Raw genomic sequence first — 20,538 nt, 5'->3', positions numbered from 1 at the left:
ATAGCTCTTTAAAAATGACGAAGCTTGCGCTTCATTCAAAAATTGTAAAACTTATTTTTGCCTCATCGTTCAGTTTTCAAAGTTCGTCTGCCGCTCTTAGCGACTCATTAATAATAGCACCTGCTCTACTATTCGTCAACTATAAAAATAAAATATTTTAAAAGAATAAAAACGTGGTGTGTTCTCGGTCGCCACTATATAGAAGAAACACACCACAGATCATTGGAATGCAATGATTCGAACTTCATCTAAACGAGTCAAATCGTACATTTCTTGCGTCGGTTCAGATATGACAATCGGTTGTTCGACGTTCGGTGTATAGTTACGGATTGTACCTCGAACCCCACTACTCAACAACACGGTTCGACCGACTTCATAAAATCCAAGCAATGTCGCCAAAAGGGTAAGTGCTTCCCCATCGTAAGCTTCATTTTGCCACATATAGAAATATGCCTCTTCCGGTGTCAAAGCGTCTCGAAACGTTCGTGGGGCTGTCAACTGACAAAAACGATCTGCCACAATGAACAGCGGCGAGGCCGGATGGAGCGACCGCTCCTCGAGACGATTCGGAAAGCCAGAACCATCAAGACGCTCATGGTGTTCCGCAACCAATTTACTGACGCGCTGGCGCAGCGTCTGATCTTGAGGCAACATCGCCATCGATACGAGTGGATGTTGATACAATAACTCTCGTTCCATTTTTGTGAAATAACGCATATGCGACCATTTTCGAATTTTTGCGTAGCTGGCGTCTGCAAAATACGAGGCGATGCCGTAGTCGAACTGGAGTCGATGTTCATCCCCCCGATACTTGGACAAGGTCCTTGCAACGAGTGCGCGATAAATCGCATGATGAATGACGTGATTTTTTCGAAGTGGTTGTTTCGTGAAAAATGTAACGATAGCTGATAATGGATAATCACGACGAAACAATTGGTGGATAAACTCTAAGGCTTCATAGGGATTCGGAGCAATCCGTTCCTCCCATTGATTATAGTGACGTTCATATTGGAGGATCTTCTCACACAAATCGCGTTCTTCTTCTTGCGTGAAGCGACGACGTTCCACAGGAGCAACTTCAATCGTCTCTACTTTTAAAAACCGAAGCAAGCGTAAATGTTCATTCGTCAGTCTAATGCCAGCCTCTAATGAAGAGACCGCTGTTTTTAGGACCATCCCTACGTGAACGTTTGAAATAGCGAGTCGCATGCTCATCCCTCCTGATCGTATGAAAACAGGTCGAACGGAAGCCCCGTTCGACCTGTTTCGCCTTATTCGGTCACTTCAGACGATAGGTCGGTTTCTGGTGCTTCACCATCAAATCCATTCTCCATCTCATCTGCTGATTCCTCTTCTAGCTCATCTTTTTTCAATTTTGCGATGGTCGCTAAGCGATCGCCGTCCTCGATGTTCATGACTTTCACGCCGCGCGTACTGCGACCCATTTGTGAAATCGTCTGTGCGTCAATTCGAATGGCGACACCAAGCTCGGTCATGAGCATGATATCGTCGTCCTCATCCACGACTCGCATACCGACGACGGTACCGCGATCGGTCTTGATTCCGATGATTCCAGAACCACCTCGACCTTGCGTACGGAATTGCTCCATTGCGGTACGTTTTCCGTAACCCTTTTCCGTGATGATCAATACGTCTTGTGTCGGTCGTACGATTTCCATCGAGACAACTTGATCATCGTCCTTTTTCAATCGGATGGCACGAACGCCGCGAGCTGTACGGCCCATCGAACGCACTTCCCCTTCAAGTGGGAAACGAATCGACATCCCTTCACGGGTCACAATCAACATTTCGTCGTCGCTCTTCGCGAGACGAACGGTGACGAGTTCATCGGTGTCATTCAAACTGATGGCACGAAGTCCATTTTTATTGATGCGGGCATACGCCGAGAGCGGTGAACGTTTAACGAGTCCTTGTTTCGTAATGAATACGAGCGACAATTGCTCATCCGCCACTTCCGCTTCCGAGTCTTCAGTGCCATCCTCGACGATGGCCTTGTCCGCCAAATAACTCTGGAAATCGACCGGAATCATCGTTTCGACTTTCTCGCCTTTATCGACTTGGAGCAAGTTGATAATCGGCATCCCTTTCGCTGTACGACTCATCTCAGGAATCTCATAGCCTTTCAAGCGGAAGACACGGCCGAAATTCGTAAAGAAGAGAATCGTATCATGCGTAGATGCAGACAAAAGACGTAACACGAAGTCTTCATCGTTCGTGCCCATTCCTTGTTTCCCTCGTCCACCACGGCGTTGCGTACGATATGAGTCACTCGGGATCGACTTGATGTATCCTTCACTCGTAAGTGTGATCATCATGTCACGGACCGGAATCAAATCTTCATCTTCGAGTTCGATGATGTCCGTACGGATTACCGTCCGACGTGGATCGCCGTAACGCTCTTTGATTTCTGTCAACTCGTTGCGGATGATTTGGAGCAAGAGTTCTTCATCCCCTAAAATGGCACGAAGTTCTTCAATCAAGGCACGAATCTCACGATACTCGCCTTCGATTTTCTCTCGTTCAAGTCCAGTTAACCGCTGAAGACGCATGTCGAGAATGGCTTGTGTCTGTTCAGTCGACAATCCAAAACGAGCGATCAACTTCTCGCGAGCCTCGTCACCGGTCCGTGTACTACGGATGATGGCGATGACTTCGTCCAAATGATCGAGTGCCACGCGCAATCCTTCAAGGATGTGCGCACGTGCCTCAGCCTTGTCGAGGTCGAATTGTGTCCGGCGACGAACGACTTCTTTTTGGTGCTCGATGTAGTAATAAATCGCTTGCTTCAAGTTGAGTGTCTTCGGTCGACCGCCGACGAGAGCGAGCATGTTGACACCAAACGTCGTTTGCATTGGCGTTTGTTTATACAAGTTGTTCAAAATGACACTGGCATTCGCATCGCGGCGTACTTCGATGACGACACGCATCCCGTTACGGTCTGATTCGTCACGAAGGTCCGTGATGCCTTCGATTTTCTTGTCGCGTACCAAATCGGCAATCTTTTCGACGAGGCGCGCTTTGTTCACTTGATACGGGATTTCATGAACGAGAATGCGCTCACGGCCATTTTTCAACACTTCGATCTCAGCTTTGGCACGCATCGTGATCGAGCCACGACCCGTCTCATAGGCACGGCGAATTCCGCTACGACCTAAAATTTCACCAGCCGTCGGGAAGTCAGGACCAGGAATATGCTGCATCAACTCAGAAATCGTGATATCCGGATTATGCGTCAATGCAAGCACCCCATCAATCACTTCGTTCAAGTTATGCGGCGGTACGTTCGTGGCCATCCCGACTGCAATCCCGCTCGTCCCGTTGACCAAGAAGTTCGGGAACCGGGCAGGCATGACGACCGGTTCTTTCTCTTCCCCGTCAAAGTTCGGTTGGTAATCGATTGTATTCTTCCCGATATCACGGACGAGTTCCATCGCGATTTTCGACATCCGCGCTTCTGTGTAACGCATCGCTGCCGCCGAGTCACCGTCGACAGAACCAAAGTTTCCGTGGCCATCTACGAGTTCGTAACGGTAACTAAAGTCTTGCGCCATCCGAACCATCGTCTCGTAAACGGCAGAGTCACCGTGCGGGTGATACTTACCGATAACGTCACCGACAACACGCGCCGACTTCTTATGAGGCTTATCGGCACGAATCCCAAGCTCGTTCATCGCATAAAGAATGCGGCGGTGAACCGGCTTCAGACCGTCTCGTACATCTGGGAGGGCACGTGACACGATTACGCTCATCGCATAGTCCATGAACGAGGTGCGCATCTCTTGGCTAATATTTATATCCTTGATATTTTCTTGTTCTGCCATTCGTTATTGCCTACCCTTCTTTTTAAATATCGAGGTTTTTCACGTAATGCGCATGTGATTGGATGAAGTCACGTCGCGGCTCGACATTGTCACCCATGAGCGTTTCAAAGATCTCATCCGCCTCAATGGCGTCTTGAAGGTCGACACGAAGCATCGAGCGTGTCTCTGGATTCATCGTCGTGCTCCACAGCTGTTCAGGGTCCATCTCACCGAGACCTTTGTAACGCTGTACACTGTAACGAGCATTTTCTGGAAGCTGTTTAATCGCTTCTTGCAGTTCCCGTTCATTTTGGACGTAGGTGACGTCTTTTCCGTGCTTCAAGCCGTAAAGTGGCGGTTGCGCGATATACACATAGCCGCTTTCAACGAGCGGACGCATGTAACGGTAGAAGAACGTCAAGAGCAGTGTCCGAATGTGGGCTCCATCGACGTCGGCATCGGTCATGATAATCAATTTATGGTACCGCGCCTTCGCGAGATCGAACTCTTCCGCGATCCCAGTCCCGAGCGCCGTAATAATTGTACGAACTTCTTGGTTGGCTAAAATCTTATCGAGTCTCGCTTTTTCGACGTTGATGATTTTACCTCGAATCGGCAAGATCGCTTGGAAGTGACGATCGCGACCTGATTTTGCAGAGCCACCGGCCGAGTCACCCTCAACGATGTACAATTCAGACTTCGATGCATCTTTCGATGAACAGTCTGCTAGTTTCCCAGGCAATGAACTGACTTCGAGGATTCCTTTTCGGCGAGTCATTTCACGAGCACGTTTCGCTGCAAGACGAGCACGTGCCGCCATTAAACCTTTGTCGACAATCAATCGCCCGACAGAAGGGTTCTCAAGCAAGAACTGCTCGAACGTGTCTGTGAAGAGCGAGTCTGTCGCTGTACGAGCGTCAGCGTTGCCAAGCTTTGTCTTCGTTTGACCCTCGAACTGTGGCGATGGGTGTTTGACCGAGACAATCGCCGTCAATCCTTCACGTACGTCATCCCCTGACAAGCTACCATCGGCTTCTTTCATGAGACCGAAGCGTTTTGCATAGTCGTTGATCGAACGAGTCAGTGCCGTTTTGAACCCTGTCTCGTGCGTTCCGCCCTCGTGGGTCGGGATGTTGTTCGTGAATGAATAGATGTTGCTCGCAAATCCTTCGTTGTACTGAAGCGCGATCTCAACTTCAATCCCATCCTTCGTGCCATGTACATAGACAGGCTCATCGTGGATTGAGGCTTTTGAGCGGTTCAAGTGTTCAACGTATGACTTGATTCCGCCCTCGTAATGATAGTTGCGTTCAATCGTCTCATCACTGCGCTCGTCTTTTGCGACGATGCGAAGCCCTTTGTTCAGGAAGGCAAGTTCGCGCAGACGTGTGGCGAGTAAATCAAAGTCGTATTCGAGCGTCTCCTCAAAGATATCGCCGTCCGGGAAGAAACGGACAGTCGTACCCGTCGTATCAGTCGTACCAACGATTTCGAGCTCTCCTTGTGGAACGCCGCGTTTGAATGATTGGTAGTAGACGTTGCCGTTACGGCGAACGAACACTTCAAGTTTCGTCGACAAGGCGTTAACGACCGAGGCCCCGACGCCGTGCAAACCGCCTGAGACTTTATATCCGCCACCACCGAATTTACCTCCGGCGTGAAGGACCGTGAAAATGACTTCAACGGCTGGACGTCCCGTTTTCTTTTGAACATCGACCGGGATGCCTCGCCCGTTGTCTTCAACGACGACTGAGTTACCCGGCTCGACCGTGACCGTAATCGTGTCACAGTGTCCCGCGAGTGCTTCGTCAATCGAGTTATCGACGATTTCCCATACTAAGTGATGGAGTCCTCGTGAGCTCGTCGAACCGATATACATCCCCGGGCGTTTGCGAACAGCTTCTAATCCTTCAAGTACTTGAATCTGATCGGCACCATAATCTTGCATTTGTTTTTCGTTTTCGTTACTCATCGGTTTCATTCACCTACTATACATGAATTGGTGTTCATATGGATTGGTCTTACTTCATACAGATTCTGTTTCAACTTCGCCCTGTTTCACGTGAAACACCTTTGCTTGTTGAATCGTTTCGTGAGCGATCCCATCAATATTGGTTGTCGTGATAATCGTTTGGACTTTTTGGCCCATCGTATCGAGCAGATGGGTTTGGCGATGGTCGTCTAATTCAGATAACACGTCATCTAACAAGAGCAGCGGATATTCCCCGACCTCTTCGTGAATCAGTTCAATCTCCGCTAGCTTTAAAGACAAAGCCGCTGTGCGCTGCTGACCTTGCGAACCGAACGTTTGGACATTGCGATTGTTGACGTACAACTCAAAATCATCTCGATGCGGACCAAATAACGTCACACCTCGTCTTCGTTCGTTCTCTCTTATTTTATCAAACTTTCGACGATACGTTTCAAACATCGCATCTTTTGGGTAACGTTCTTTTTGGAATGTATCCGATACGTACTGAATCGTCAGTGTCTCCAAGTTTCGCGTGATGCCGGCGTGAATCGGCCCGGCCCACTTTTCGAGTTGATCGATGAAATGATGGCGCCGTGAAACGATTTTCACCGCAAGTTCAATCATTTGATCGGTGAGTACCTCGAGCAGTGTCTCATCCCCGCCTTTGATTGAGAGCTGTTTCAACAGGGCGTTTCGTTGCTTTAGCGTCTTCAAGTACTGGTTTAATTCATGTAGATAAACAGGACTCACTTGCCCGATCTCCATATCTAAAAACCGACGTCGTCCTTGCGGGCTGCCTTTGACGATGGCGAGGTCTTCTGGTGCGAACAGTACGACGTTGAAGGCCCCGACGTAGTCGCTGAGACGACGTTGTTCGAGATGGTTCAATTTCGCTTTTTTCCCTTTCGGTGAAAACGTGAGCGATTGGACCGTCTCACCGGTCCGTTTATGAATCCGCCCTTCGACCATCGCAGCATCCGCTTCCCAGCCGATCAGTTCACGGTCTTGCGTCGTCCGATGTGACTTCGCGAGCGCAAGTACGTAAATCGATTCGAGTAGATTCGTTTTCCCTTGGGCATTTTCCCCGATGAGAACGTTCGTCTGTTCTGAAAAATCTAGCTCGAGGGTTTCGTAGTTGCGGTAGTTTTGCAATCGGATCGACTTTAAGTGCACGTTAGTTCCCCTCGATTTGGAAGTCTCCGAAGCCTTCGACTTCGATCGTATCCCCATCCCGTAGTTTCCGTCCGCGACGTTGATCGACCTCGCCGTTCACTTTGATCTGAACGTCCTCTAAAAAGAACTTCGCTTGGCCTCCGCTTGAAATAATATCAGCCAACTTCAAAAATTGTCCGAGTGTTACATACTCGGTTGTAATCGACACTTTTTGCATGTCGTCACTTCCTTTCTTTCATACTTAGTACAAAAAATCGCCATACTTATTAGTTTATCGAAAAACGTCGAATAAGGCAAAAACGGGGATGATAAGGTGAAACACCTCATCATCCCCGAATCCGCTCCGTCAGATTTAAGACGTACGGACTGGCAAGATCAACTGAAGGACGCTATCCTGTTCGACCGGACGCAAGATGAACGGTCGCATCGAACCCGTAAACTGGATTTCGATTTCTGAAGCATCAAGCGCACGGAGTGCATCCATCACAAATTTAGAGTTGAATGAAATTTTTAACTCTTCTCCTTCAAGCGACAGGATGCTGACGCGTTCTGACACTTTCCCGACTTCTGGAGAGTGGGACGAAACTTCAACCGTCGTCGCTTCTTCCGCGACAAATTTAATGACGTTGTTGCGATCGGCCCGGGCGAGCAGCGAGGCTCGGTCAATTGCCTGCAAGAAATCTTTAGCGTTCAAACGGACCGCTGTCCGGTATTCTTCCGGAATCAAACGTGATGTGTCCGGGTACGCCCCGTCTAAGAGACGTGAGAAGAACGAGATGTTTTTCATTCGGAATAAAATTTGTTGATCCGTCAAAACAATCTCGACTGGCAATTCTTCGCGGTCGAGCAATTTAGCGAGCTCGTTCAATGAGCGGCCCGGTACGACAACGTTTTGGAACGTCAAATCGTTGTCGGTCTCGAACCGTGCCCGACGGAGGGCTAAACGGTGGCTATCCGTGGCGACACAAGTCAAAAATCCTTTTTCAGCTGAGAAGTTAACCCCTGTAAGAACGGGACGTGTCTCTTGAGCTGATACAGCGAAGCTCGTCTGGCGGATGATTGTCTTCAACAAATCAGCCGGCAAGTAAAAACGACGCTCGCTTGAAAGCTCAGGAAGACGTGGGTATTCATCTGGGTCGAGTCCGTTCAAGTGGAATTCGGCTTGTCCTGACTCAATCCGCGTCATAAAGTTTGGAGACACTTCAAGTGTCACTTCATCCGTCGGCAACTTTTTAACAATTTCGCCAAGGAAGCGTGCATTGAGCACGACGCTGCCTGCTCGTTGGATTTGAATGAGTTCGATTCCGCCTTCTTCAATCGGGATTAAGCGTTCGATTGAAATCTCGGTATCACTTCCTGTGAGTGTCAACCCATCGGCATGAGCCTCAAGCTTTAAACCTGTGAGGATTGGAATCGTCGTTCTAGAAGCAACGGCCTTCGATACGTCTTGTACGGCTTGCATGAATACATCTCGCTGAATCGTTAAGTGCATGTGGATAATTCCTCCTAAGTGAACTGAGTCATATAGTTTAATAATAATAGTATTATTTAAGTCATAATAGTAATAAGGGCTGTGGATACTGGGGATAAGTCACTTGAACCACTCGTACTAAGCCATTCTTCCTGTGAATAACGTGTGGATAACTATGTGGGTTTATCCACAGGATATCCACAGCGAAACATAAGACGTTAGGACAAAGCCTTCTTTAGTGTCTGAATCGTCTCTTGCATCTCTGGATCATGCTTGAGTAACGTACTAATTTTCTCATGAGCGTGGATAACTGTCGTGTGATCACGTCCGCCGAACTCTTCTCCTATCTTAGGAAGCGAGCTTTCCGTCATCTCACGTGACAAGTACATCGCGATTTGACGAGGGAATGCGAGCGTCTTCGTCCGTTTCTTCGCTTTCAGCTCATCAACTTCAATATTAAAGTGACGACCGACGATCTCTTGAATGTCACGAATGACGATCTTCTTCGCTTCTTGGACCGGCATGATATTGTGCAACGCTTCGGCAGCGACATCCGGATCAATCGGACGACCGACGAGTTTGGCGTAGGCGACGACGCGCGTCAACGCCCCTTCGAGTTCACGAATGTTCGTGTCGATTTGATTGGCGATGTACAGCATGACGTCGTTCGCGATATCAAGCCCTTCTGCTGTCGCCTTCTTACGTAAGATGGCAATCCGCGTTTCGAGGTCAGGCGGTGTGATATCTGTGATAAGACCCCATTCGAACCGCGAACGAAGACGATCTTCGAGCGTCGGGATCTCTTTAGGCGGTCGGTCGCTAGAAATCACAATCTGTTTTTGGTCGTTATGAAGCGCATTGAACGTATGGAAGAACTCTTCCTGCGTCTGCTCTTTACCGGCCAAGAACTGAATGTCATCAATCAAGAGGACATCGATGTTCCGATAACGGTTACGGAACTCTTCGGTCTTATTGTCACGAATCGAGTTGATGAACTCATTTGTGAACTTTTCAGATGATACGTAAGCAATTCGTGCGCCAGGCTTTTGCCCTTTCACGTAATGCCCAATCGCATGCATCAAATGTGTCTTGCCGAGCCCGACTCCCCCATAAATGAAGAGCGGGTTATAGGCGCGGGCCGGAGCTTCTGCCACGGCGAGCGAGGCGGCATGGGCAAACCGGTTTCCGGAGCCGATGACAAATGTCTCGAAAATGTATTTGTCATTCAGTTGTCCGAGGTTCCCTTCCTCTTTTGGCAGTACTGGAAGCGGCTGTTCTTTCATTTCTGTGGCAGCAATCGTTTCTTTCGATCCATCCGCAGGTGCATACTTATGTGCTTGCGACTCCTCGATAAAATGAATCTCAAGCTTGTTGTTTGTCACTTCTTCAATCGTATCTTGTAACAATGACAAGTACTGACGTTCAAGCCAAGTCACAATGAAACTGGCTGGCGCGGATACGACGAGCGTCGTCCCCATCAACGAAATTCCTTCTGTTGATTTCAACCACATATCAAAGCTGGCTTTTGGCGTTCGTTCCTCTTCTTCAATCAGAGATAAAACATTTCTCCAAATCTCGCGAGCATTCTTCAATGAAAGACCTCCTTTACTCACATGTTGGCGAAACTTATTCACATGATATACACATTCACTATTCTATAGTAGATACTAGGGTTATCCCCAGAGAACAAAAACTGTGGATAACGTTATCCACATGGTGTTAATGTTGGGGATAACAGTTATCCACAGCCTGTGTATATCTTGGAATTGCTAAAAGTTCATCCACAAGTTTGTGCACATTCAGTTTATCAAAATAAAATAGACGTGGCAACGGTTTTTGATATTTATCCACAGACGACCAAAAGAATCCACAGGCAGTTATCCACATGCTGTGTACAGTGTGGATAAACTGTGGATATGTTGTGGATAATTGTTAGTAAGCAAAGTTGTGGTCAGAAAAGTTATACACAAAAGAGGAAGAAGGAATGGAGAAGAATATTTTTTTAAGAGAAGAAAATGAAAAATTAAAAAACGGCATGCTTAATTTGTTGAAAAAGAAGGAGTTATTCACATATAAGTGTGGATAACTCTTGGGATATGTGGATAAAATGGCTTAAGACAGCTGTTTGTAAAAAAGTCACTGTAAGATTGTTAATTCTCGATGTTACTTAACGCTTCCGTTTCTTCTAAATCGTGCCATCCAGAGATCGTCTCCCCCTCCCCTGGCAATTGATTTCGCCCTAATGGAAAACCTAACGAAAATTCATTGACAATCTGGGGAACTGTTTATATAATCTTAAAGACTGCCTTAAATGAAACTATAACTTGCTAATAGAGCGTTAACCTTGAGGAGGTGCTTTAACCATGAAACCAACTTTCAATCCTAACAACCGTAAGCGTAAGAAAGTCCACGGATTCCGTGCTCGCATGGCGACTAAAAACGGCCGCAACATTCTTGCAGCTCGCCGTCGTAAAGGCCGCAAAGCCTTGACTGTCTAATAAAGATCATGAGATTGCCCGAGGATTTTTCCTTGGGCAATCTTTTTTTATATCGTCACAGAAGTCACACAAACGGACGGAAAAAGCTGATTCGCCCTCGTTGAAACGAATGGGATATGGTATGATGTTAGTTGACGATTTTTGAAGTGAAGGATGGAGTGAGAATTTTGAAAAAAGAATACCGCCTGCAAAAGAATGAAGAGTTCCAAGCGGTGTTTCGTGAAGGACGCTCCGTGGCCAATCGTCAGTTTGTCGTCTACACGCAAAAAGCGGATCAAGCGCACTTCCGGGTCGGACTTTCGGTCAGTAAAAAGCTTGGAAATGCCGTGGAACGAAACCGGATGAAACGATTGATGCGTGAATCACTTCGCTTGCTCGAACCAAACGTGGCTCCGCACAATTACGTCATCATTGCGCGCAAACCTGCGACGTCCCTTACACAAGATGAAGTGACGGAAAGCTTGAAACACGTCTTTAAACGGGCTAAAGTTTGGAAGCAGAGACAAGTCGATCGATCGTAACAATCCGAGCTCGTTCTTTCATATATAACGCGAACTAATTAGGATTGACCGATAGACGTGTGATGAAACAAAAGAATCGATAAAGAAAGCGTAGGAGGAACTATGAGCAAAAAGCTAAAATTAGGATTGTTGGCCGTCATGACCGGCGTCATCATGTTGATGGCTGGTTGTGTCGACCCATCGACGATCCAAGGAGAGCCGATCACGGCTGAGACGGAAGGCTTCTGGTCGAAATACTTTGTTTGGCCATTGGCATGGTTGTTGAAAGAAGCGGCTTACTTAATCGGTGGGACGTGGCAGTACGGATACTCGATCATCGTTGCGACGATTATCGTTCGTCTCTTGATTTTACCGCTTATGATCAAGCAGACGAAGAGCATGGGTGCGATGCAAGTGTTGCAACCGGAAATGCTCAAGCTTCGTGAGAAGTACAGCTCGAAAGACCAAGAGACGCAACGCAAGCTTCAAGAAGAAATGATGAAGATGTATCAAGAGTATCAAATCAACCCGCTCGCGGGCTGCTTGCCAATCTTGATTCAAATGCCGATCCTCTTCGCGTTCTACGATGCGATCCGTCGGACACCTGAAATCTTTGAAGCGCAGTTCCTTTGGTTCGACCTCGGGGCACCAGATCCGACGTTCATCTTGCCGATTCTCGCGGCAATCTTGACGTTTGCACAGCAAAAAATTTCAATGGCGGGCCAAGAACAAAACCCACAATTGAAAATGATGCTCTACATCTTCCCGGTGATGATCTTCGTCATGTCGATTACCCTTCCGGCTGCCCTCTCGATGTACTGGGTCGTCGGTTACATCATCTCGATCATCGTGACGATGGCAATCATGCTCCCGATGCGTGAGAAGATGAAAGTCCAAGCTGAAGCGAAGATTGCGGCGAAAGAAGCAGAACGTGCCGCGCTTGCTGAAGAAGAGAAGAAGACGAAAAAGAAAAAACGTAAATAAATCCTAAGGCTGTGGATAACCAATCCACAGCCTTTTTTTGTCGCTTCGGATGGATAAGGGCCGAATACGGGAATAAAGGAAGAAGTGGTCTACTTCGTTACATCGGAAAGGGGTCTTTCAAATGGAGACGCTTATCAAGCGGTTGGAACGGTCGACATTCATTCAGGCAACACTTTATGTCATCATCGGCTTACTCATCATCTTGTATCCACGTTTCTTTTTTGATGCGATCGTCTATGTGGTCGCGGCTTATTTTGCCATCATCGGTCTAATCGCCATCGTTCAAGGGTTGCGCCACAAACGAAACGGCCTCCCACCCGGATTTTTTATGGGAGTCATCTATCTATTGATCGCCTTGATCGTCTTTTTCTTCGCCGAGACGTTAGCGAGCCTGCTTCCAATCTTCATCGGTGCCCTCTTCTTGTTCGGGGGGATCATCCGGTTGATTCAAGCCGTCGGATTTCGCCGGACGATCGCCAATCGGTGGATGTACTTCATGCTGAGCAGTCTATTGTGGATTGGGATTGGCCTGCTCATGTTGGCGAACCCGTTTGACAGCCTGCTCGTCTTGTTCCAATTGTTCGGCGGTTTTCTCATCGCCGTCGGGGTGATCGAATGGGTGCTCTATTTCACGCTCCGCTCGTCGAGACGTCAGCAAGCATAAACGAAAGCCGCTCACATCAGGAGCGGCTTTTTTCACGGATGACGAGTCGGTCCAAAAACGGACGAATCACTTCGAACGCAACGGTCGTCTCGAAGAACGGACGCTCGGCTTCGAGACGGGAGATATACCAGCGAGCGGCTGTCGCATGATGGTCGGGTGTCAACGCTTCATAAAAGGTCCGGATTTCAATCCGCTGCCGGGCGGCCACGTCTTTCAACCCGAGTGCGGCCCGTTCAGGTTCATAGTGAGCGGCAAGTGCGTAAGCGAAATGACTCATGCCTTGCCGGAGCATCTCGACGGCCCAGACATCGTTGCCGCGGTCACGGGCTTTCGTATATTGGAAAAAGAACCAAATCGCATCAAACACGTGTCCGCTCAAATTTTCAACAGATAAAGTGAGCGAACTCGGGTGATGTTGCAATCGGTGTTCCGGATCGTACAGCACCGTAATTGTGTCTTGATGGTTCAACGTGTCCGCCGTCACCGTGAAGAAGTCGAGATGCAAGAAATCATCATAGACGACGATCAGTTGCGGGGCCACGATATCGATTTCGTCCTCGAGCAGGATCGGGCGATATGTGGCCAGATGGTCGCGGCGGCGCGGCAAGAACTCATTCAGGCTGTCAGAGGCGACCATGACGTACAAGTCGACATCGGAATGTTCGTCCGCTTCACCACGTCCGAACGATCCTTTCAAGAAAATGGCCTGCACATCCGTGTCGGAGATGAGGCTGTCGGTCAATGTGGCGATGGCATCTTGCTGTCGCATTTCATCACGTCCTCCATGGAAATATATTCCTTTATTGTACTAAAGTAATTCCTTGAAATGCAACCGTTGCTCGAGAGGTCGGACTCTTTCGTTCGAGACAAATATCGTGTATAGTAGGTGCGTTATGCATAAGATAGAGGAAGTAGTAAGAAGTATGGGAGGGAAAGATGATGCTAGAGTTTGACACGATTACGGCGATTTCGACGCCGATGGGTGAAGGGGCAATCGGAATCGTCCGCTTGTCCGGTGACCGCGCCGTCGAGACGGTGGGCCGTGTGTTTTCTGGAAGAGATTTGACGAAAGTGGAGTCACATACGATCCATTACGGAAAATTGAAACGTCCTGGCACGGACGAGGTCGTCGATGAAGTCATGGTGAGCATCATGCGCGCACCGAAGACGTTCACGCGAGAAGACGTCGTCGAAATCAATTGCCACGGAGGAATCGTCGCGGTCAATCGTGTCCTCGAACTGATTCTTGAACAACCGGACATCCGCTTGGCAGAACCGGGCGAGTTCACGAAACGCGCCTTTTTAAATGGACGCATCGATTTGTCGCAAGCAGAGGCCGTCATGGATTTGATTCGTGCCAAAACGGATCGGGCCATGAACGTCGCCATGTCACAAATGGAAGGACGTTTGTCACGGCTTGTCCGCGAGTTGCGTCAATTGTTGCTTGAGACGATTGCGGCGGTCGAGGTCAATATCGACTACCCGGAATACGACGCCGAAGAGATGACCCAGGCCATCGTCGAAGACAAGGCGGGCGAAGTGAAGCGTGTGCTCGAGCAACTGCTTGAGACGGCGCGACAAGGGAAAATCTTGCGGGAAGGTCTCGCGACAGCGATTATCGGTCGGCCGAACGTCGGCAAGTCATCGCTCATGAACACGCTCGTTCAAGAGACGAAAGCGATTGTCACGGAAATCGCCGGCACGACGCGCGATACGATTGAAGAGTATGTGAACGTCAAAGGCGTTCCGCTCAAATTGATTGATACGGCAGGGATTCGGGAGACGGAAGACATCGTCGAGCGGATCGGTGTCGAGAAATCGCGCAAGGCGCTCACGGGCGCGGACTTGATTTTGCTCGTCTTGAACGGGCACGAAGGTCTGACTGTCGAGGATGAGGCCTTGTTTGAGGCGATTGCTGGTATGAATGCGATCATCATCATCAATAAGACGGACTTGCCACAAAGTATGGATTCTTCTAAGCTGGAGAAACTAGCGGCAGGTCGCCCAATCGTGGCGACGTCTCTCTTATTAGAAGAGGGAATCGATGCATTGGAGAAGGCAATCTCGAACTTGTTCTTCGCTAAAGGCGTCGAATCACAGGATATGACATATATCTCGAACGCACGACACATTCAACTCATCAAACGGACGATCGAACAAATCGATGAGGCGCTCGGAAGTGCCGTCATGAATTTGCCGATCGATATGGTCCAAATCGATTTACGACGGGCGTGGGACACGCTCGGCGAGATCAACGGGGACACCGTTCAAGAAAGTTTGATTGATCAACTCTTTTCACAGTTTTGTCTTGGGAAATAATAAGGAGGAACAACTATGGCTTACACGGCAGGCGAGTTTGATGTCATCGTCATCGGAGCCGGTCATGCAGGGATCGAGGCCGCACTGGCGTCGGCACGCATGGGCGCGAAAACGGCGATGCTCACGATGAATCCGGATATGGTCGGATTCATGTACTGCAACCCATCGATCGGTGGTCCCGCGAAAGGGATCGTCGTTCGCGAAATCGATGCCCTCGGCGGCGAGATGGCGAAGGCGATCGATGCGACGTACATTCAAATGAAGATGCTCAACACATCAAAAGGTCCAGCAGTGCGCGCATTACGGGCGCAAGCGGACAAATTCCAATACCAAAATCATATGAAGAAAGTGCTTGAAGACGAACCGAACCTATTGCTTCGTCAAGCGCTCGTCGAACGACTTCTCATCGAAGACGGGAAAGTCGCCGGTGTCGTCACGAATACCGGTTCGGAGTACCGCTCGAAAGCGGTCATCGTCACGACGGGTACGTTCATGCGCGGTCAAATCATCATCGGCGAATTGTCGTATGAGAGCGGTCCGAACAACCAGATGCCTTCGGTCGAATTGTCGAAGCATTTAGAAGAGCTCGGGCTCGAACTCGTCCGTTTCAAAACGGGGACACCACCACGCATCGACGGCAAGACGATCGATTACTCGAAGACGGAGATTCAACCAGGGGACGACAATCCGTCGCTCTTCTCTTACACGTCGCAAGACCTCGACCCGATCGAGCAAATCCCGTGCTGGCTCACCTACACGAGCGAGCGGACACACCAATTGATCGACGAGAACTTGCACCGTTCGCCGATGTACTCGGGTGCCATTAAAGGGACGGGCCCGCGTTACTGCCCATCGATTGAAGATAAAGTCGTCCGGTTTAACGATAAACCGCGTCACCAAATCTTCCTCGAGCCAGAAGGTCGCGACACGGAAGAGATTTACGTTCAAGGCTTCTCGACGAGTATGCCGGAAGACGTTCAGCATCAAATGCTCCGGACGATTCCTGGACTTGAGAACTCAGAGATGATGCGCCCTGGATATGCGATTGAGTACGATGCGGTCGTGCCGACGCAACTTTGGCCGACACTCGAGACGAAGACGGTCGGCGGATTGTTCACGGCAGGTCAAATCAACGGGACGAGCGGCTATGAAGAAGCGGCCGGACAAGGAATCATGGCCGGAATCAACGCCGCATGCCAAGTGCTCGGCAAAGATCCGGTCATCTTGGACCGCTCACAGGCGTATATCGGCGTCTTGATTGACGACCTCGTGACGAAAGGGACGAACGAGCCGTATCGCTTGCTCACATCCCGTGCCGAGTATCGGTTGCTCCTGCGTCACGACAATGCGGACCTTCGCTTGAGCGACATCGGTCATGAAGTCGGTCTATTGTCACCAGAGCGTCATGCCCATCTTGAAGACAAACGAGTCGCGATTGCGGCAGAAGTAAAACGTCTCAACGGACTCGTCATCAAACCGTCGGCTGACGTGAACGCCGTGCTCGAAGAAGTTGGCGCGAACCCGCTCAAAGAAGCGACACATGCCAGTATTCTTTTGAAGCGGCCAGAAGTGACGTACGCGACGCTCATGCGCTTTGCACCGGCCCCGATCGAAGTGCCGTTTGAAGTGGCGGAGCAAGTCGAGATTCAAGTGAAATACGAAGGCTACATCTCGAAGCAGCTCGAGCAAGTCGAGAAGATGCGTCGGATGGAAGAAAAACGGATTCCGGAGAAACTCGATTACGATGCAATCGGTGGTCTTGCGACGGAAGCGAAACAAAAACTAAAACAAGTTCGTCCGCTCTCGATTGGACAAGCGTCACGTATTTCCGGGGTAAACCCGGCGGACGTTTCGATCCTTCTTGTCTATATTGAGCAAGGACAATACGCGACAGTGGAGTGAAACGATGAACCAATCCCAATTTATTGAGGCGTTGCAGGCAGAAGGATTTGAATTGAGCGAGAAACAACTCGCTCAGTTCGAACTGTATTTCGAGATGCTCGTCGAGTGGAATGAGAAGATGAATTTGACGGCGATCACAGATAAGGAAGAAGTGTATTTGAAGCATTTCTACGACTCGCTTAGCGCGGCGTTCCATTTCGATTTCTCAAACGTCGAGACCGTCTGTGACGTCGGTGCCGGGGCAGGATTCCCGAGCTTGCCGCTCAAAATTCTATTCCCGCACCTTCATGTAACGATTATTGACTCGCTCAACAAGCGAATCACGTTCTTAAACGAACTCGCGCTCGCGCTCGGGCTAGAAGGTGTCGCGTTCCATCACGGACGTGCCGAAGAGTTTGGAAAAAATAGAAAATTTCGTGAACAATTTGATGTCGTAACCGCCCGTGCAGTTGCCCGGATGACGGTGCTCGCCGAGTACTGTTTACCGCTCGCAAAAGTCGGCGGAACGTTCGTAGCGCTCAAAGCAGCGAAGGTTTCTGACGAGCTTATCGATGCGAAAAACGCCTTGGCCGTGCTCGGTGGGGAAATAAAAACGACACACCAGTTCCTATTGCCAGGAGAGATGAGTGAGCGTAATATCGTAATTGTAGATAAATTACGAAAAACGCCTGGGAAATATCCACGTAAAGCGGGTACACCGGCGAAAGAGCCGCTAATCTGAGCAATAGTGTTTCACGTGAAACCAAAAGCAGATTCCGGTAGTGGAATCTGCTTATTTTTTACATAAAGGGGTGCCGACGTTGAAGAAAACAATTGCTAAACTGTTTGGAAGTCGTCCGGAAGTAGCCGTCGCGGAACTGGCAGAAGTCAAATCGAATGATGCTGTCCAAGAAATTGCCTTATCGTTGCTTTTACCGAACCGTTATCAACCGCGTAAAGTATTCGAGCCGGCTAAAATTGACGAATTGGCCGTCACGATTGACGAACATGGTCTTTTGCAGCCGATTGTCGTTCGCAAGGCGGAAGGGGATCGCTACGAGATTATCGCTGGGGAGCGTCGTTTCCGGGCTGTTAAGTCGCTCGGATGGTCTGTCATTCCGGCTATCGTCCGAGAGATGGATGACGATACGACAGCTGCCTTGGCGCTGATTGAAAACTTGCAACGGGAACAGCTCAGTCCAATCGAGGAAGCGGAAGCATATGATCGTCTGCTCGCAATGAACGGACTGACACAAGCCGCACTTGCGAAGAGTCTTGGCAAAAGTCAGTCGACAATTGCCAATAAATTGCGTCTATTAAAATTACCGGAAGATGTGAAGCAATGTTTGCGTGATCGTCAAATCAACGAACGTCATGCCCGGGCGCTTTTACCGCTCAAAGAGTCCGGTCTTCAAATCCAAGTGCTCATGGAAATTTTAGAACAAGACTTTAACGTCAAAGAGACGGAAGAACGCGTCGAATTTTTGACGACACCGATTGAGGAAGAGAAACGGAAACCGAAAAAACAGCGCCGTCGGACGAAAAGTTTTGCTAGAGATACGCGAATCGCTATCAACACGATCCGGGACTCGGTCAGCTTGATCGGTAAAACCGGCATCGAAGTCCAAACCGAGGAAGTCGAAGAAGATGAATTTGTTGAAATTCGGATTCGAATCCCGAAAGCACGGCCACAAAAGTGAGCCCGTGCTTTTTTTGTAGCAATCAGATGGAATGGAGGAATCAGGATGGAACGATTACCGATCAATCATATTCGCCCGAACCCGAACCAGCCCCGCAAACAGTTTGAGCCGGAAAAGTTAGACGAACTCAGGCAGTCGATTGAGCGTTACGGTGTGTTGCAACCAATCGTCGTCCGTAAAGCGAGTGGATTTTATGAAATCATCGCCGGCGAGCGCCGGTTTCAAGCTGCGAAGTTAGCCGGCAAGAAGGATATCCCGGCGCTGATTGTTACAGCCGACTCGGACCGCGTCATGGAGCTGGCCTTGATTGAGAATATTCAACGCGCCGACTTGAACGCAATCGAAGAGGCGCTCGCCTACGAACAGTTGATGCAGACACTCGGTCTGACGCAACAACAGCTCGCCGAACGTGTCGGCAAGAGTCGGAGCCATGTGACGAACAGCCTCAGACTGCTCCGGTTACCGAGTGCGGTCCAGCATGCGGTCATGATTGGCGAATTGACGATGGGCCACGCCCGCGCCATTACAGGCATGAAATCGGCTCAGGCGATGGAACAGATTGCTCGTCGTGTCATCGCCGAGCAATGGACGGTCCGACGGCTCGAGCGCTACTTACAAAAAGAACGCATCGAAAAAAAGACGCTCAAGCGCTCAGACGCCGACGTCGAAGCCGTCGAGGCGGTGCTAGCGGAACGTCTTCAAATGGATGTATCGATTCGCCCGCGTCGAAAAGGGGGCGTCCTCGAACTGAAGTATTTCTCGCAAGACGATTTGGAGCATTTGTTGACGCTTTTATCGCCTCAAGATTTCGATTCGTCGCGAGATTGACGAAGCCGGGTAATGGCTGCCTCTTCTTGATGGAGCCGTCCGATTCGTAAGTCGAATTCGGCGAAGCCATCGGTGATGAAACGGGCCAACTCGTAGACGAGATGTAAGCGTGTGTTCTGCAAAATCATCATCTCCATAAAGCCGCTCACGTTGACGACAGCTTTGATGTTGTATTCACCGACCGAAGGGAGCTCTTTTTGGACGCCGGCGCCAGGAGCGAGCGGCCCTTCCGAAAAGAAGATATACCCGACACTCGACAATCGGCCGAGACAGGCGTCGATTGCAATGATGAGGGGGCGGTGAAATCGTGTCTGAATCTCGTGGAGTGTCTCGACGAGGTTCAAGGCATGGACCGGTTTCGTCAGCGTCCCGTAAACATGGATATTGCGAACGGCCCGTTCTTCGAGGAAGGTACCGACGAGCGGTCCGAGTGAATCCCCCGTGGAACGGTCGGAGCCGATACACACGAGGACGATGGGACGATGCGTCTCTTTCGCCAACTGGTCGTGCAGTTGATCGGCAAAGAGCTTGGATCCACTCCGTTCGGTATGTTCGATGAAGAAAGAGTATGGTTTATGAGGTTTTAGGCGAAACGGCATGAATCTCATCCTCTCTTCTAAGCTGCCTGCGTCTAGTTGCAATTGCGGAATGAAACCGTATTATCCCATTCCCGGAACACCGAAACTTATAACGTCCGGATGTAGGGTTTGAGAAAAGTCGTCAATTA

Annotated in this window: 18 protein-coding genes; 9 read left to right on the top strand and 9 right to left on the bottom strand. The window is 49.4% G+C overall.

Annotated features, from left to right (window positions below; all coding sequences use genetic code 11):
• Window positions 1–219: 219 nt before the first annotated feature.
• The 7 genes from KNP86_RS15195 to dnaA form a co-directional block, all read right to left on the bottom strand.
• Entirely contained in the window at window positions 220–1,209 is a 990-nt protein-coding gene (locus KNP86_RS15195; RefSeq protein ID WP_214755128.1) for an HD-GYP domain-containing protein, read from the bottom strand.
• Between the two features lie 62 nt (window positions 1,210–1,271).
• Window positions 1,272–3,842, bottom strand: a complete 2,571-nt coding sequence (gyrA, locus tag KNP86_RS15190; protein WP_034780292.1) for a DNA gyrase subunit A — start codon at window positions 3,840–3,842, stop codon at window positions 1,272–1,274.
• 22 nt (window positions 3,843–3,864) lie between these two features.
• Window positions 3,865–5,793, bottom strand: coding sequence for a DNA topoisomerase (ATP-hydrolyzing) subunit B (gyrB, locus tag KNP86_RS15185; RefSeq protein WP_034780293.1), 1,929 nt, complete (start codon window positions 5,791–5,793; stop codon window positions 3,865–3,867).
• Window positions 5,794–5,847: 54 nt separating this feature from the next.
• Complete coding sequence (gene recF, locus KNP86_RS15180) at window positions 5,848–6,966, bottom strand: DNA replication/repair protein RecF (protein ID WP_034780294.1); 1,119 nt, start codon at window positions 6,964–6,966, stop codon at window positions 5,848–5,850.
• Between the two features lies 1 nt (window position 6,967).
• The gene (gene yaaA, locus KNP86_RS15175; protein ID WP_034780295.1) at window positions 6,968–7,183 is read right to left on the bottom strand and encodes a S4 domain-containing protein YaaA; all 216 of its coding nucleotides are present in this window, start codon (window positions 7,181–7,183) and stop codon (window positions 6,968–6,970) included.
• Window positions 7,184–7,318: 135 nt separating this feature from the next.
• On the bottom strand, window positions 7,319–8,458 hold the full coding sequence (gene dnaN, locus KNP86_RS15170) for a DNA polymerase III subunit beta (protein ID WP_214755127.1): 1,140 nt from the start codon (window positions 8,456–8,458) through the stop codon (window positions 7,319–7,321).
• 197 nt (window positions 8,459–8,655) lie between these two features.
• Entirely contained in the window at window positions 8,656–10,029 is a 1,374-nt protein-coding gene (dnaA, locus tag KNP86_RS15165; protein ID WP_021067847.1) for a chromosomal replication initiator protein DnaA, read from the bottom strand.
• Window positions 10,030–10,800: 771 nt separating this feature from the next.
• Here dnaA and rpmH point away from each other — a divergent pair.
• The 4 genes from rpmH to KNP86_RS15145 all read left to right on the top strand — a co-directional run bounded on the left by rpmH (window position 10,801) and on the right by KNP86_RS15145 (window position 13,083).
• The gene (gene rpmH / locus KNP86_RS15160) at window positions 10,801–10,935 is read left to right on the top strand and encodes a 50S ribosomal protein L34 (protein WP_015880216.1); all 135 of its coding nucleotides are present in this window, start codon (window positions 10,801–10,803) and stop codon (window positions 10,933–10,935) included.
• 167 nt (window positions 10,936–11,102) lie between these two features.
• Window positions 11,103–11,456: a ribonuclease P protein component gene (gene rnpA, locus KNP86_RS15155; RefSeq protein ID WP_034780297.1), complete on the top strand. Its 354-nt coding sequence runs from the start codon at window positions 11,103–11,105 to the stop codon at window positions 11,454–11,456.
• Window positions 11,457–11,558: 102 nt separating this feature from the next.
• On the top strand, window positions 11,559–12,419 hold the full coding sequence (gene yidC / locus KNP86_RS15150) for a membrane protein insertase YidC (RefSeq protein WP_034780298.1): 861 nt from the start codon (window positions 11,559–11,561) through the stop codon (window positions 12,417–12,419).
• Between the two features lie 121 nt (window positions 12,420–12,540).
• Window positions 12,541–13,083, top strand: coding sequence for an HdeD family acid-resistance protein (locus tag KNP86_RS15145; protein WP_214755125.1), 543 nt, complete (start codon window positions 12,541–12,543; stop codon window positions 13,081–13,083).
• Between the two features lie 16 nt (window positions 13,084–13,099).
• On the opposite strand, the gene KNP86_RS15140 is transcribed toward KNP86_RS15145, so the two are convergent.
• The gene (locus KNP86_RS15140) at window positions 13,100–13,852 is read right to left on the bottom strand and encodes a nucleotidyltransferase domain-containing protein (protein WP_214755123.1); all 753 of its coding nucleotides are present in this window, start codon (window positions 13,850–13,852) and stop codon (window positions 13,100–13,102) included.
• 170 nt (window positions 13,853–14,022) lie between these two features.
• On the opposite strand from KNP86_RS15140, the gene mnmE reads away from it, so the two are divergent.
• From mnmE to KNP86_RS15115, 5 genes are all read left to right on the top strand, one after another.
• The gene (mnmE, locus tag KNP86_RS15135; RefSeq protein WP_214755121.1) at window positions 14,023–15,402 is read left to right on the top strand and encodes a tRNA uridine-5-carboxymethylaminomethyl(34) synthesis GTPase MnmE; all 1,380 of its coding nucleotides are present in this window, start codon (window positions 14,023–14,025) and stop codon (window positions 15,400–15,402) included.
• A 15-nt stretch (window positions 15,403–15,417) separates the two neighbouring features.
• Window positions 15,418–17,304 carry a tRNA uridine-5-carboxymethylaminomethyl(34) synthesis enzyme MnmG gene (gene mnmG, locus KNP86_RS15130; RefSeq protein ID WP_034780305.1) on the top strand — a complete coding sequence of 629 codons (1,887 nt, stop codon included), beginning with the start codon at window positions 15,418–15,420 and terminating at the stop codon, window positions 17,302–17,304.
• A 4-nt stretch (window positions 17,305–17,308) separates the two neighbouring features.
• Window positions 17,309–18,025 (top strand): 16S rRNA (guanine(527)-N(7))-methyltransferase RsmG, encoded by a 717-nt coding sequence (gene rsmG / locus KNP86_RS15125; RefSeq protein WP_214755119.1) that lies wholly within the window; start codon window positions 17,309–17,311, stop codon window positions 18,023–18,025.
• Window positions 18,026–18,104: 79 nt separating this feature from the next.
• Window positions 18,105–18,983 carry a nucleoid occlusion protein gene (noc, locus tag KNP86_RS15120; protein ID WP_214755117.1) on the top strand — a complete coding sequence of 293 codons (879 nt, stop codon included), beginning with the start codon at window positions 18,105–18,107 and terminating at the stop codon, window positions 18,981–18,983.
• Window positions 18,984–19,028: 45 nt separating this feature from the next.
• A complete protein-coding gene (locus tag KNP86_RS15115) occupies window positions 19,029–19,811 on the top strand; it encodes a ParB/RepB/Spo0J family partition protein (protein ID WP_214755115.1) in 783 nt (260 codons plus the stop codon).
• Here the strand turns inward: KNP86_RS15115 and yyaC are convergent.
• Window positions 19,784–20,410 (bottom strand): spore protease YyaC, encoded by a 627-nt coding sequence (yyaC, locus tag KNP86_RS15110; protein ID WP_214755113.1) that lies wholly within the window; start codon window positions 20,408–20,410, stop codon window positions 19,784–19,786. The genes KNP86_RS15115 and yyaC overlap by 28 nt on opposite strands.
• Between the last annotated feature and the right edge of the window lie 128 nt (window positions 20,411–20,538).

The sequence above is a fragment of the Exiguobacterium sp. s16 genome (assembly GCF_018618115.1).
Lineage (GTDB): Bacteria > Bacillota > Bacilli > Exiguobacteriales > Exiguobacteriaceae > Exiguobacterium > Exiguobacterium mexicanum_A.
This window is presented reverse-complemented; position numbering and strand designations above follow the sequence as displayed.

Bases quoted from the DNA above. Each gene is read 5' to 3' on its own strand.
- gyrA (WP_034780292.1), bottom strand. From the start codon at position 3,842: ATGGCAGAACAAGAAAATATCAAGGATATAAATATTAGCCAAGAGATG.
- KNP86_RS15115 (WP_214755115.1), top strand. From the start codon at position 19,029: ATGGAACGATTACCGATCAATCATATTCGCCCGAACCCGAACCAGCCC.
- yyaC (WP_214755113.1), bottom strand. From the start codon at position 20,410: ATGCCGTTTCGCCTAAAACCTCATAAACCATACTCTTTCTTCATCGAA.
- rsmG (WP_214755119.1), top strand. From the start codon at position 17,309: ATGAACCAATCCCAATTTATTGAGGCGTTGCAGGCAGAAGGATTTGAA.
- yidC (WP_034780298.1), top strand. From the start codon at position 11,559: ATGAGCAAAAAGCTAAAATTAGGATTGTTGGCCGTCATGACCGGCGTC.
- KNP86_RS15145 (WP_214755125.1), top strand. From the start codon at position 12,541: ATGGAGACGCTTATCAAGCGGTTGGAACGGTCGACATTCATTCAGGCA.
- KNP86_RS15195 (WP_214755128.1), bottom strand. From the start codon at position 1,209: ATGCGACTCGCTATTTCAAACGTTCACGTAGGGATGGTCCTAAAAACA.
- rpmH (WP_015880216.1), top strand. From the start codon at position 10,801: ATGAAACCAACTTTCAATCCTAACAACCGTAAGCGTAAGAAAGTCCAC.
- gyrB (WP_034780293.1), bottom strand. From the start codon at position 5,793: ATGAGTAACGAAAACGAAAAACAAATGCAAGATTATGGTGCCGATCAG.
- yaaA (WP_034780295.1), bottom strand. From the start codon at position 7,183: ATGCAAAAAGTGTCGATTACAACCGAGTATGTAACACTCGGACAATTT.
- KNP86_RS15140 (WP_214755123.1), bottom strand. From the start codon at position 13,852: ATGCGACAGCAAGATGCCATCGCCACATTGACCGACAGCCTCATCTCC.
- dnaN (WP_214755127.1), bottom strand. From the start codon at position 8,458: ATGCACTTAACGATTCAGCGAGATGTATTCATGCAAGCCGTACAAGAC.
- mnmE (WP_214755121.1), top strand. From the start codon at position 14,023: ATGCTAGAGTTTGACACGATTACGGCGATTTCGACGCCGATGGGTGAA.
- mnmG (WP_034780305.1), top strand. From the start codon at position 15,418: ATGGCTTACACGGCAGGCGAGTTTGATGTCATCGTCATCGGAGCCGGT.